The organism is Brevibacillus gelatini, from assembly GCF_003710935.1.
Lineage (GTDB): Bacteria > Bacillota > Bacilli > Brevibacillales > Brevibacillaceae > Brevibacillus > Brevibacillus gelatini.
In genome coordinates this window covers 18891-30592 of sequence record NZ_RHHS01000038.1, presented here as the reverse complement: position 1 = coordinate 30592, position 11702 = coordinate 18891, and the positions used below count along the sequence as shown (strand labels likewise).

The 11702-nt window shown below is 49.5% G+C and carries 14 protein-coding genes and 5 tRNA genes; 15 read left to right on the top strand and 4 right to left on the bottom strand.

Annotation, left to right across the window (positions count from 1 at the left end; genetic code table 11):
* The first annotated feature begins 46 nt into the window (after positions 1-46).
* From EDM57_RS16065 to EDM57_RS16010, 12 genes are all read left to right on the top strand, one after another.
* A tRNA-Asp gene (locus tag EDM57_RS16065) sits at positions 47-123 on the top strand.
* A gap of 42 nt (positions 124-165) precedes the next feature.
* Positions 166-241: transfer RNA gene (locus tag EDM57_RS16060), tRNA-Phe, on the top strand.
* Between the two features lie 5 nt (positions 242-246).
* A tRNA-Lys gene (locus EDM57_RS16055) sits at positions 247-322 on the top strand.
* Positions 323-363: 41 nt separating this feature from the next.
* Positions 364-439: transfer RNA gene (locus EDM57_RS16050), tRNA-Gly, on the top strand.
* A 151-nt stretch (positions 440-590) separates the two neighbouring features.
* On the top strand, positions 591-2240 hold the full coding sequence (locus EDM57_RS16045) for a tetratricopeptide repeat protein (protein WP_122905707.1): 1650 nt from the start codon (positions 591-593) through the stop codon (positions 2238-2240).
* Positions 2241-2274: 34 nt separating this feature from the next.
* Positions 2275-3258 carry a thioredoxin-disulfide reductase gene (trxB, locus tag EDM57_RS16040; protein WP_342771485.1) on the top strand — a complete coding sequence of 328 codons (984 nt, stop codon included), beginning with the start codon at positions 2275-2277 and terminating at the stop codon, positions 3256-3258.
* A 236-nt stretch (positions 3259-3494) separates the two neighbouring features.
* On the top strand, positions 3495-4376 hold the full coding sequence (gene rapZ, locus EDM57_RS16035; RefSeq protein WP_122905705.1) for an RNase adapter RapZ: 882 nt from the start codon (positions 3495-3497) through the stop codon (positions 4374-4376).
* 85 nt (positions 4377-4461) lie between these two features.
* A complete protein-coding gene (locus EDM57_RS16030; RefSeq protein WP_122905704.1) occupies positions 4462-5472 on the top strand; it encodes a gluconeogenesis factor YvcK family protein in 1011 nt (336 codons plus the stop codon).
* 9 nt (positions 5473-5481) lie between these two features.
* A complete protein-coding gene (gene whiA, locus EDM57_RS16025) occupies positions 5482-6429 on the top strand; it encodes a DNA-binding protein WhiA (RefSeq protein ID WP_122905703.1) in 948 nt (315 codons plus the stop codon).
* Positions 6430-6479: 50 nt separating this feature from the next.
* A complete protein-coding gene (locus EDM57_RS16020) occupies positions 6480-6737 on the top strand; it encodes an HPr family phosphocarrier protein (protein WP_122905702.1) in 258 nt (85 codons plus the stop codon).
* Between the two features lie 123 nt (positions 6738-6860).
* Positions 6861-7055, top strand: a complete 195-nt coding sequence (locus tag EDM57_RS16015) for a hypothetical protein (protein ID WP_122905701.1) — start codon at positions 6861-6863, stop codon at positions 7053-7055.
* Between the two features lie 13 nt (positions 7056-7068).
* Positions 7069-7248, top strand: a complete 180-nt coding sequence (locus EDM57_RS16010) for an H-type small acid-soluble spore protein (RefSeq protein WP_122905700.1) — start codon at positions 7069-7071, stop codon at positions 7246-7248.
* A gap of 71 nt (positions 7249-7319) precedes the next feature.
* Here the strand turns inward: EDM57_RS16010 and clpP are convergent, their stop codons facing one another.
* Complete coding sequence (gene clpP / locus EDM57_RS16005) at positions 7320-7955, bottom strand: ATP-dependent Clp endopeptidase proteolytic subunit ClpP (protein ID WP_281274244.1); 636 nt, start codon at positions 7953-7955, stop codon at positions 7320-7322.
* Between the two features lie 98 nt (positions 7956-8053).
* On the bottom strand, positions 8054-8284 hold the full coding sequence (locus tag EDM57_RS16000) for a hypothetical protein (protein WP_122905698.1): 231 nt from the start codon (positions 8282-8284) through the stop codon (positions 8054-8056).
* Between the two features lie 219 nt (positions 8285-8503).
* Between EDM57_RS16000 and EDM57_RS15995 the strand changes: the two genes are divergently transcribed.
* Both EDM57_RS15995 and EDM57_RS15990 read left to right on the top strand, forming a co-directional pair.
* Positions 8504-8971 carry a stalk domain-containing protein gene (locus EDM57_RS15995; RefSeq protein WP_122905697.1) on the top strand — a complete coding sequence of 156 codons (468 nt, stop codon included), beginning with the start codon at positions 8504-8506 and terminating at the stop codon, positions 8969-8971.
* Positions 8972-9380: 409 nt separating this feature from the next.
* Entirely contained in the window at positions 9381-10601 is a 1221-nt protein-coding gene (locus tag EDM57_RS15990; RefSeq protein ID WP_122905696.1) for a branched-chain amino acid ABC transporter substrate-binding protein, read from the top strand.
* 246 nt (positions 10602-10847) lie between these two features.
* Here the strand turns inward: EDM57_RS15990 and EDM57_RS15985 are convergent, their stop codons facing one another.
* On the bottom strand, positions 10848-10985 hold the full coding sequence (locus EDM57_RS15985; protein WP_083955789.1) for a DUF4023 domain-containing protein: 138 nt from the start codon (positions 10983-10985) through the stop codon (positions 10848-10850).
* A gap of 186 nt (positions 10986-11171) precedes the next feature.
* Here EDM57_RS15985 and EDM57_RS23395 point away from each other — a divergent pair, with 186 nt between their 5' ends.
* Positions 11172-11324, top strand: a complete 153-nt coding sequence (locus tag EDM57_RS23395) for a hypothetical protein (protein WP_170163459.1) — start codon at positions 11172-11174, stop codon at positions 11322-11324.
* A gap of 111 nt (positions 11325-11435) precedes the next feature.
* On the opposite strand, the gene EDM57_RS15980 is transcribed toward EDM57_RS23395, so the two are convergent.
* Positions 11436-11510 (bottom strand) — tRNA-Arg (locus EDM57_RS15980).
* Positions 11511-11702: the final 192 nt, after the last annotated feature.

The window sequence follows — 11702 nt, the reverse complement described above, 5'->3', positions numbered from 1 at the left end:
TGGCAAACATGCAGATTCAGTTTTGAAGGAATAAACCTTCCACAATGGAGCTGTGGTGAAGTTGGAGTTCACGCCGGTCTGTCACACCGGAGGTCGCGGGTTCGAGTCCCGTCAGCTCCGCCATTTCTACCTAGGTAAAAGTCAGAAATGGCAATGAAACAGCATGGCTCGGTAGCTCAGTTGGTAGAGCAGAGGACTGAAAATCCTCGTGTCGGCGGTTCGATTCCGTCCCGAGCCACCATGTACGAGCCATTAGCTCAGTTGGTAGAGCATCTGACTTTTAATCAGAGGGTCGAAGGTTCGAGTCCTTCATGGCTCACCAGTTTTTACAAACAACTGAACAGGAAAAAGATGATACAATATGCGGACGTAGCTCAATTGGTAGAGCGTCGCCTTGCCAAGGCGAAGGTCGCGGGTTCGAGACCCGTCGTCCGCTCCATTACCGTTCGTAAACACCACTTGCTATGCGCCAGTGGTGTTTTCCTGCTTTTGCCCGTGAATTGCACACTTTAAAAGACGAGTCAGCTTGTAGGCTGGCACTGCTTCTGGTACGATACTTGAAGTGCTGCTCCTATGATGTTGGAGGTTTTATGAAACAAAATAAAAGTATGTTGAAGAAAACAACTGTCGTCGACTTCAAGCAAGATGCCGCTTTTTTTGTTGACCGGGGCATGCGCTTTTTGAATCGGTACGACTATGAAAAAGCACTGCGGTCGTTTCGGCGCGCTGTTGAGATGGAGCCGACCAATGCGGAATGCCATTGCCATTTGGCCAGTGCCCTCGCCGAAACCGGACAGTTTGAAGCATCGAACGAAGTCCTTTACGAGATCATAGAAAAATGGGACCCGTCCATGGTGGAAGTATACTTCTACATGGCAAACAACTACGCCAACATGGAAGATTACCAGATGGCAGAAGAAATGGCCGTCCGCTATCTGCAAGAGGCAGGCAACGGGCATTACCGGGAGGAAGCGGAAGAACTGCTCGATTACATTTACTTCGAGCTGGACTTGCCGCCGCGTCACTTTCTGCCAAGTGAAAACGAGGATGTGTACAGCAAGCACGAGCGTGCACGCCGCAGTCTGGAGGAAGGCCGCTTCCTGGAAGCTTTGGATATTTTGAAAGAAATCGTGGAAACCGACCCCGACTTTTTGCCGGCCTGGAACAACCTGTCTCTGGCCTATTACTACGTGGGTGATTTTCAAAAGGCGATGGAGACGATCGACAAGACGCTGGAAAAGGAGCACGGCAATTTGCATGCGCTGTGCAACCTGGCCGTTTTGCTCTCCCATCACAACCATACTGTAGAGTTGCTGGCTTTGATGGACATGCTAAAAAAGGTCGTTCCGTTTCACCTGGAAAACACGTACAAGCTGGCAACGACCATGGGAGTCCTTGGGCAACATGACGAGGCGTACTTCCATTACCAGCGGATGCTGCGTGCCGGCCGTCCGCATGAAGCTTGCACGTACCACTATGCGGCGATCTCCGCGTACTTGAGCGGACGAAAAGACCAGGCTCTGCGCTGGTGGCAAAAAGCAAAGCAGTTGGACCCGGAATCAGGAATTGCTGACCAGTACATCCAGATGGTAAAAAACGAGCAAGAAGGGGACACTATAAAGCCGATCCCTTACCAGTACAACCCGCCGCGGCGCGACGTATCCTGGGAAAAGTCGCCGTTTACCGGAGTAGAGGACTTCAAAAACGATCCGATGATTCGCGCATCGCTTTTGTGGGCTTTGCAGCACGGACGCGACGAAGTCAAATTTGCCGTTTTGCAAACTTTGTCGCTGATCGGCGATGATGAGGCAGAGTACGCGGTTCGCCAATTTTACTACCAGACCGACAACCCCCAACTGCAAAAGCTGGCTCTGCTGGCGCTGGCGGACATGGGAGCGGCAATGCCGGAGGACGCGCCCCATTCGGCTGTAAACGAACACGCAAGCAGTGTCGTGCAGGCTGAGATGAGCGTAGAAGAAGGGATTCATCGCTACCTGTTCGCAGAAGGACAGCAGGAAGCCGGAGAATGGTGCCTGCGAGTCTGGGAAAAGCATCAGAAATACGCACAAAGCCAAGTACAAGTGCGGAAAGCAGTTGCATGGGTCGCTGCTTTGGAATATGTATACGGAAACGTAGCAAACAAGAAAAAATCGCAAGCTTATCTGGCCGAGAAATACGGGATCTCAGCGGCAACCGTAGCAAAATGCGTCAAAGTATTGTCGACACTTGATTTTATATAGATTATTACATTATAATAATTTTAAATAAAGAAGCGTGTCAGACGAGGAGGCAACAGATATGAGCGAGCAAAAAGTTTATGACGTTATCATCGCCGGAGCCGGCCCTGCTGGTATGACGGCTGCTGTATATACTTCCCGCGCCAACATGAGCACTTTGATGCTGGAAAGAGGCATTCCAGGCGGTCAGATGGCCAATACGGAGGAAATCGAGAACTACCCTGGCTTCGCCTCCATTCTCGGACCTGATCTTTCCACGAAAATGTTCGAGCACGCGCAGCAGTTTGGCGCAGAATACGCCTACGGCGAGATCAAGGAAATTCGCGATGAAGAACCGTTCAAGCGGGTTATCACAGGTGACAAGGAATACCTGGCCAAAGCGGTGATCGTGGCAACAGGTGCCGAGCATCGCTTGCTCGGAGTACCAGGGGAAAAAGAGCTGTCCGGTCGTGGTGTTTCCTACTGCGCTGTGTGCGACGGCGCTTTCTTCCGCAACAAAGAGCTGGTTGTCGTGGGTGGCGGCGACTCGGCCGTAGAGGAAGCTGTTTTCCTTACCCGTTTTGCCTCCAAAGTGACGATCGTTCACCGTCGCGATCAGTTCCGCGCGCAAAAAATCTTGCAAAAACGCGCTTTTGAAAACGAAAAGATCGAAGTAATCTGGAATTCCGTTGTCAAAGAAATTCGCGGAGAAGGCAAAGTACAGTCCGTCCTCCTGGAAAACATCAAGACTGGCGAGCAAAAAGAGTTTGCGACCGACGGCGTGTTCATCTACGTAGGTATGGATCCGCTGACTGAGAGCGTTCGTTCGCTCGGCATTACCAATGAAGCCGGCTATATCCTCACCGATGAAAAAATGCACACCAAGGTAAAAGGCGTGTTCGCAGCGGGCGACGTTCGCGAAAAAATGCTGCGCCAGGTCGTGACTGCAACCGGAGATGGTTCCATTGCGGCACAATCCGCTCAGCACTATGTGGAAGAGCTGAACGAAAAACTAAAGGAACAAAATGTCACAATCTCTTAACGTGCTTGTAACATGACTGAAATAATTTAGGGGTAAGATAAAGTCAATGAATTGACCCCCTTATCTATATATACAATGTTGCGTGGCTGGCCTTGCAGTCGCGCATCTTTTTTTGCCCAAAAACAGTTTGGGTGCCTGCAGAAACGGATGCTGGGAAAAGTGGGGAAGCGCCAAAAAGGTGCGAATTGGGCAGCGAATATGGTATGCTATTGTCAGAATCGTAGGAGGCGAGTTGCGTGACGGAATTGGGAAACGACAAGGCCATGAATCTCCTGATTATTACGGGAATGTCAGGTGCGGGAAAAACAGTTGCTGTACAAAGCTTGGAGGACCTGGGCTATTTTTGCGTAGACAACCTGCCCCCAGTGCTGATTCCCAAATTTGCCGAGTTGGTCAAACAGTCTGGCGGGAGTATTGAGCGTGTCGCTTTGGTGATCGACTTGCGTGGACGGGAGTTTTTCGAAAGTCTGTCCGAGACGATCGAGAGACTGGATCAGATGGAGGGTTTGTCGTATCACATCCTCTACCTCGATGCGAACGACCAAACGCTGGTTTCCCGCTACAAGGAAACCCGTCGCAGACATCCGCTTTCACCGAACGGTTCCCCTCTGGAAGGAATTCATGCTGAGCGCCGTTTGTTGCAGGAAATGAAGGGCTGGGCGCATCAGATTATCGATACGAGTCAAATGAAGCCAGCGCAGCTTCGGGAAAAAATCATCAACCAATACGCACAACAAGGATCACCCCTTACGATCAATGTACTGTCGTTTGGCTTTAAATACGGTACGCCGATTGACGCGGACTTGATGTTTGATGTCCGGTTTTTGCCGAATCCCCACTATGTAGACGAATTGCGGCCCAAGACCGGATGCGATCCAGAGGTGGCTGATTACGTGATGAGGCACAAGGAAACCAAAGAGTTCATCGAGAAGCTGACGGACTTTTTGGCGTATACGTTGCCGCACTATCAGCGCGAAGGCAAAAGCCAGCTGGTGATCGGCATCGGCTGTACGGGAGGAAAACACCGTTCCGTCGCGATTGCAGAGCATCTGGGCCAGACCTTCGGAAAAGATTTTACCATCCGGGTCAGTCATCGAGACATGGAAAAGAACAAGTGAGCATAGGATGGCAGGAAGAAAACGTTTCATGATTCACACAGAGACCGCCACCTGTTTATTTGTATCAGAAATAATGAGGTGACATATGCCTACTAAGGGAATGGGGAGGCTGCAGTCAAGGCCATTACGAATTGTCGTCATTGGCGGAGGAACGGGTCTGTCCGTCCTTTTGCGCGGTTTGAAACATGAGCCGGTGCATATCACAGCCATTGTGACCGTAGCAGACGATGGGGGAAGCTCGGGACGTCTGCGCGAGGAAATGGATATGCTGCCGCCCGGGGACATTCGCAATGTGTTGACTGCTTTGGCCGATACGGAGCCGTTGATGGAAAAAGTCATGCAGTACCGTTTTTCATCAGGCACTGGATTAGCAGGGCATAATTTGGGAAATCTACTACTTGCAGCAATGAACGAAATCACGGGAGATTTTGTCACCGCAGTCAAAACATTGAGTGGAGTTTTGGCGGTGCGTGGAGATGTGCTGCCTGCGTCCACACAATCCATTCGTTTGAAAGCTGAAATGACGGATGGCTCAATCGTGATCGGAGAATCCCAAATACCGCTGACAGGCAAGGAAATCCGCCGGGTTTTCCTTGAACCGGCAGACGCTGTGCCGCTGAGCGAGGCACTTTTGGCGATTGCCGAGGCGGATGCCATTTTGATTGGACCGGGCAGTTTGTACACGAGCATACTGCCCAATTTGCTGGTGCGAGGCCTGTTTGCTGCCATCAAGCGCTCGACGGCCCCGAAGATTTATATTTGCAACGTCATGACACAGCCAGGCGAGACGGACGGTTTCACCGCCTCGAAGCATGTGCAGGTCATGTACGATCATGTAAAAGAATCGTTTCTGGATACGATCATTGTCAATTCAGCCGAGCTGCCGAACCACGTACTGGAAAAATACGCGGAAAAAGGAGCGACTCCTGTCCCCTGTGATCTGAAAAATCTGCGTCAGCTCGGCTTGCATATTGTCGCAAAGCCGCTGGTTACATTTGAGGATGGGTACCTGCGTCACGATGCGCATGCCGTGAGCAAGCAAGTCGTTTCACTCGTCAAGCGCAGACGGAGGGTGCTGAAGATAGAGAAGGAGTAGTGAGGTTCGATGTCATTCGCCGCGCATACCAAAAAAGAACTGACCATGATGGAGAGCGCCGACTGCTGCAGCAAGGCTGAATTGTCTGCCTTGATCCGCATGAACGGGAGCTTGCAGTTCGGAGCAGGACGCCTGGTGCTGGATGTGACGACGGAAAATGCGGCGATTGCCAGAAGGATTTACACCTTGATTAAAAAGCTGTTTCAGACGCACTGTGAACTGCTCGTTCGCAAAAAGATGCGGCTGAAAAAGAACAACGTCTACATCGTGCGAGTACCGAACCAGGCCAATGAAATTTTGCAAGAACTGGCGATCATGGACAGCAGCCTGTCGTTCGTACCCGGGATCGCTCCCGAGATCGTGAAAAAGTCGTGTTGCCGGGCTGCGTACCTGCGCGGAGCCTTCCTGGCAGGCGGCTCGGTCAATCATCCGGAGGCATCCAGCTATCATCTGGAGATTTTCACCTCCTATCAGGATTTTTGCGAAGCATTGACCAAGATCGCCAATCGTTATAAACTAAATGCCAAGTGCATCGAGCGGAAAAAGGGGTACGTCCTCTACATTAAAGAAGGCGAGAAAATCACGGAGTTTTTGAGCCTGATCGGCGCTCATCAGGCTCTGCTGTATTTTGAGGATGTCCGGATCGTCAAGGACATGCGCAACTCTGTGAACCGTTTGCACAATTGCGAGATCGCCAATATCAACAAAACAGTAAACGCTGCCACAAGACAAATGGAAAACATCCAACTCATCGATCAGGAGATCGGGTTGGAGAATTTGCCCAGACGTCTGCGTGAGGTAGCGGAGCTTCGCGTAGCTCACCCCGATATTAATTTGAAGGAATTGGGGGAGATGATCCCGAGCGGAGTTGTCAGCAAATCGGGAATTAATCACCGCTTGCGAAAAATTAACGAAATCGCTGACAAAATACGTGAAAAACAAAATCTTTCGATGTAGATGCATGATATACTTAAAGGTAATAGTCGACAAGGATTGGAGGTTTATTCATGGTTCAACAGCAGGTCGTAGTTCAGCTGAAGACTGGCTTGCAGGCTCGTCCGGCTGCCTTCTTCGTGCAGGAGGCCAACCGTTTTGTATCGGAAGTATTTGTAGAAAAAGGCAACAAAAAGGTAAACGCCAAAAGCATTATGGGTATCATGAGCCTCGCCATCAGCTCGGGAACGGAGATTACCATCTTGGCAGAAGGGCCGGATGCCTCCCAGGCAGTTTCGAGCCTTGCCAGTCTGGTAAGCAAAGAAGAGTAGACAGACGATGGACCAAAGACACTGTCCCTAAATGGGGGGTGTCTTTTTTTGTTGCATGCATCAATTTTCGCGGCACAGGGTATTGCTAAACAATGTAAGCGTGCAATAAAGGAGGAATGACTCATGAGCAATCGTGACACGTGCCAGGACAGCTGCAACGAAGGTCGGGATGCCTACGACATGGACATCGACCGGATGATAAATGAAGGACTTGGCGGCGGAATCGTTTCCGATCAGAACGGCTTGATCGAAGAAACGACCGTGGATACGATGACTGGGGCAAGCTCCGCGCAGCAAGCCTTGGACGACGAGCGATAAGAGGGAAGAACGCATGGATCTGACAAGAGCACAGGCTATTCTTTATTCTCCTGAAAAAATCAAGGTAGAATACCAAGGCGAGTCGGTCTGGATTGATGCTGTCGACGAAAAGACGTCTACTGCGCGCATTCATCAGGAAAACAACCCCGGCAAAAGCATGACGGTGTATGTCAGCCAGCTGGAAGAAAGCTGAGTTCACAATAGGACAAAACAAAAACACTCGTACCAACGATTCGCTTGGCACGAGTGTTTTTGGCGCATGTTTTACTTTTTCGAAGAAGGCGTGGACGTAATGACTTTGTCAATCAATCCGTACTCTACGGCTTCCTGGGCAGTGAGGAAGTTGTCGCGATCCGTATCTTTTTGGATGCGTTCCAGCGGTTGTCCTGTACGTTCAGCCAGAATGGTGTTCAGGTGGTCGCGCATTTTCAAAATGCGTTTCGCCGCGATCTCAATATCGCTCGCCTGGCCTTGAGCACCGCCCAATGGCTGGTGGATCATCACTTCACTGTTTGGCAGCGCATAGCGTTTGCCTTTTGTTCCGGCAGCCAGCAGGAAAGCTCCCATCGAAGCGGCCATTCCGATACAAATGGTGGAAACGTCCGGCTTGATGTAGTGCATCGTATCGTAAATCGCCATTCCGGCAGTGATGGAACCGCCAGGGCTGTTTATGTACAGATGAATGTCTTTATCCGGGTCTTCCGCCTGAAGGAACAACAGCTGGGCCACTACAATGTTGGCTACCGTGTCGTTGATGGGGGTTCCCAGAAAGATGATGCGGTCTTTGAGCAGGCGCGAATAAATATCATAAGCACGTTCACCGCGGTTGGTCTGTTCAATGACGGTTGGAATCAAATTCATGTGCATCTCGTCTTCCTCCTCTCTTTGTAAGATTATCATACACAAAAGGTCAATGAAGGTCAAACACATAAGTGCACGCCCTCACTACCATGATTGCCATTTTGCCTCACCCTAAACCTATGGCAAAAGGAAAGCAATTATTCATCTTCCGCATCTTCCACATCGTCCGCTTCCGTAAGCTCGACAGCCAGCTTGAGCGTTGCCTTCATCTTTTTCCCTTTGATGATCGTATATTCCTCCACCTGCCGGGCCGACAACTGATTGATTGCCTCTGCCAGCTCCTGCTGATTTTTGTACGGCTGGATGGTCAAGAGACATTCTTCATCGCTGGCCTCCTGGTAAATCAGAAAAAAACGATCGTTTGCCATGAGCGTTTCCTCCGTTCAAGCGAAAGTTATCCACAGTTTTATCAACAGGTTGTGCACAAAAACATTTGTTCGTGGGATAGAACGTTGATTTTCATAGTTTTGGCATCATTGGCGGCTTATTAACATAGGAAAATTTGGGATGAAAAAGAGGAAAAAGCAGATATGTGTCGAAAATCTTGAAATTGGAATTCATTTCATATTAATTGAGGGGTGTTTTATATGCTTCGCAAGTTTTCCACATTGATGCTTACCGCTGCCTTGCTGACCGGTAGTGTAGCAGCGACTGCTGCTTTTGCCCAACAGGCAGCACCTGTACAGCAACAACTGAAAATCAAAGTTGAGCTGAACGGCAAAGAGCTGGTGTTTCCGCAAGACATCGTAACAGAAAACGGAGTCGCTTATGTAAACGCAAGTACGCTGGCATTGGCTCTTGGAGGAGCAGCCGCATATGATTCCAGGATCAATTCCATCCTGGTGTCCAAGGACAACAAGTACGGCCTGCGCATGTATATAAACAACACGTTTGCGTACAAAAACGGAAAAGAAATTCGCGTACCGAACCCGCCGCGCGCAACTACCGGAGCTGTACTGGTACCATTGGTGTACATCGCGCAAGAACTCGGTGCCCAAGTAACCTACGATGCAAATACATTCACGTACAAGCTGACAACCGAGGTCAAATCGTAAGTGTTTGGATGATTCCTCCGTTGTGATTGCTTTTGCGCTTCTCGTATAATAGAGAAAAAGCAGGAGCAATCGAGAGGGGACTTACAACTCATGCAAGGAAGCACGTTTGCCAGTGTCGCCATGCTGGTTGGCTTTGTGGTATTGGCCATATACGTTATGTGCAAAGCGTATTCCCAAAAATACAAAGAATGATGATTTTTTGCATAAAGACAGCCGCTCCTTCGGGATGCGGTTGTTTTTATTTAATTTTCTGAAAAATATATCAGATGATAGTATAAACGGTGATAGTATAGTGGAAAGAATTAAAAAAGGAAAAATATCAGCATTTCTATTGCAAATTTTCTAAAATATCCTACAATGAAAGAGTGAATCATAGTTTGTGCGTAAATAAAGAGGGGGATGTTTTGCTATGAAAAAACAGAAATCACTGTCAATTTTGGCTGCTACGGTAGCATTGGGAACATTGCTTGCAGGTTGCGGTGGAGGCGGCGACCAATCCAGCGCTCCACAATCGAATGGTGGAGGCGGAAGCACAAGCGGCGGCGGAGCCGGAGAGAAGCTGGTTATTGCCGTAGTAGGTCCGCTGTCCGGTCAATACTCCGATTACGGAAGCACCGCCAAAGCAGGTGCTGAATACGCCCTGAAGGAAAAACAAGAAGCGTTCAAAGCGCTCGGCTTTGACGTACAGATTTCCGCACAAGACGATCAGGCTGACCCGAAACAAGGGGTAGCGGTCGCGCAAATGCTGATTTCCAACCCTGATGTGGTAGGTGTCATCGGCCACGCAACAACAGGTGCGTCGATCACTGCCGCTGCCCAATACGATCAAGAAAAACTCGTGATGGTATCTCCATCCGCAACAGGCTCTGACCTGACTGAGCAAGGCAAGAAGATCGTTCACCGCATCTGTGCGCGTGACGACCAGCAAGGCTCCAAGGCAGCTGTCTACGCGAAAAACCAACTGGGCGTAAAATCCGCGTTCATCATGCACGACAAGGCTGCTTACGGTCAAGGTCTTGCAGAAGAAGTGAAAAAGCAGTTTGAAGCTGACGGCGTGCAAATCGTTGGCTTTGAAGGCGTAACCGCTGGCGAGAAGGATTACAGTGCGGTCATCAACCAGATCGTGTCGAAAAATCCGGACATGATCTACTTCGGCGGCTACTACTCCGACGCGGGTATCATCGTGAAGCAAGCGCGTGAAAAAGGCTTCAAAGGCATCTTCATGGGTGGTGACGGCTACGACTCCGCAGACCTGGTGAAAATCGCAGGTGTTGAAAATGCGAACAACGTCGTCTTCACTTCCACTGTCGGTGATGTAGGCGCTACAGAAGAAGGCAAAAAATGGATCGAAGACTTCGAAAAAGCAACTGGCAACAAAGTGGGTATCTTCACTTCCTTCGGATATGATTCCATGGGCGTAATGCTCAACGGTCTGGAAGAAGCGATCAAAGCAAACGGCGGCAAAAAGCCAACTCGTGAGCAAGTGCTGGAAGCTGTACACAAAACCAAAGACTACAAAGGCAAATTCGTAAACGTAACCTTCAACGAAAAAGGCGACAACGAATTCGCATCCGTTTACGTGTACAAATACGAGGACGGTAAAAAAGTATACCTTGGCGAAGCGAAGTAATCAGTCGGTAGGAATGCGCCGTTTGGGACATACTACGTTTGGCACGAAGACCATCTAGGAGGAGGAATTCGCATGTCAAACAATCGCAATACGAAAAACGGCGGCAATCAGGGACACAGCAGCAAGACACAGGACACCCAGAAGCAAAAGTCCGAACGAGATCGCAACCTGAACAAACAAGATCCGCAATAAGCAAAAGCCCACCCAAGCGACGTGTTGTCCGCTTTCGGGTGGGCTTTTGGCGCTCTACCAGATCCCTTGCTTGCTCGGCAGTCGTTTTTCCGGGTGGCCGTAGCCTTGGTGCTTGCGGCTTCTGAGATTTTTCGCCTGTGACTCGTGAATTTTTGCGACAAACTCGCTTGTGCTCATCTTGGTAAAGTCCATAAGGCACCTCCATCTTCCACGCTGTTTGGCTTGACGCCTTTTTAGGATGGCCTTTTTGGAGCGTGGGCAATCGGGAACCCATTTATTACATTACAATCGCGCATGATTTGGAAAACGGTTGAAGGTTCAAAAACGCAGAAAAAATAGGCTATAATGTAGGGAGGAAAAACTGGCGGGGGTGTATGCATGAGCGCGGGATTTATTGCGGTACTTGTCATTACTTTTATCCTTATCATCTGGGTCACGATATGGGTTACGAATAAAGCCTATTCCCGAAAACCGGATCCGGTTGATCCGTTGCCTGGAAAAGACTTGGCGAGCAAAGAGCTGGATCAGTAGTACCGAAAAAATCAAGCCTGCGGCGAGTTGGTGCTGCCGCAGGCTTTTTTGGCGCGAAAAACAGGTCGGGAAAAAGCAAAAAAGACTGGAGGACATCCAGTCTTTTTCCAATGGTACGCCTGAAGGGAATCGAACCCCTGCACATGGTTCCGGAGACCATTGCTCTATCCACTGAGCTACAGGCGCATAATAAAAGTGCTGACACTAATTCATTATAAGTCATTCTCCGGAAAAAATGCAATGGAAAAACGCGATTTTGTGTGATTTTTTTTCATGAGTGTGAACAAGGTGCGATCCTCATTTTTTGTGTGCGCTCTTCAAAAATTGGCAGGAAAATTGCAAGGAAGAACGAATATAATGAAGATTAAAGAAACATCC

Coding starts and splice junctions, on each gene's coding strand:
- EDM57_RS16045 (WP_122905707.1), top strand. CDS start 591: ATGAAACAAAATAAAAGTATGTTGAAGAAAACAACTGTCGTCGACTTC.
- EDM57_RS16030 (WP_122905704.1), top strand. CDS start 4,462: ATGCCTACTAAGGGAATGGGGAGGCTGCAGTCAAGGCCATTACGAATT.
- whiA (WP_122905703.1), top strand. CDS start 5,482: ATGTCATTCGCCGCGCATACCAAAAAAGAACTGACCATGATGGAGAGC.
- EDM57_RS16020 (WP_122905702.1), top strand. CDS start 6,480: ATGGTTCAACAGCAGGTCGTAGTTCAGCTGAAGACTGGCTTGCAGGCT.
- EDM57_RS16015 (WP_122905701.1), top strand. CDS start 6,861: ATGAGCAATCGTGACACGTGCCAGGACAGCTGCAACGAAGGTCGGGAT.
- EDM57_RS16010 (WP_122905700.1), top strand. CDS start 7,069: ATGGATCTGACAAGAGCACAGGCTATTCTTTATTCTCCTGAAAAAATC.
- clpP (WP_281274244.1), bottom strand. CDS start 7,955: ATGATAATCTTACAAAGAGAGGAGGAAGACGAGATGCACATGAATTTG.
- EDM57_RS16000 (WP_122905698.1), bottom strand. CDS start 8,284: ATGGCAAACGATCGTTTTTTTCTGATTTACCAGGAGGCCAGCGATGAA.
- EDM57_RS15995 (WP_122905697.1), top strand. CDS start 8,504: ATGCTTCGCAAGTTTTCCACATTGATGCTTACCGCTGCCTTGCTGACC.
- EDM57_RS15990 (WP_122905696.1), top strand. CDS start 9,381: ATGAAAAAACAGAAATCACTGTCAATTTTGGCTGCTACGGTAGCATTG.
- EDM57_RS15985 (WP_083955789.1), bottom strand. CDS start 10,985: ATGGACTTTACCAAGATGAGCACAAGCGAGTTTGTCGCAAAAATTCAC.
- EDM57_RS23395 (WP_170163459.1), top strand. CDS start 11,172: ATGAGCGCGGGATTTATTGCGGTACTTGTCATTACTTTTATCCTTATC.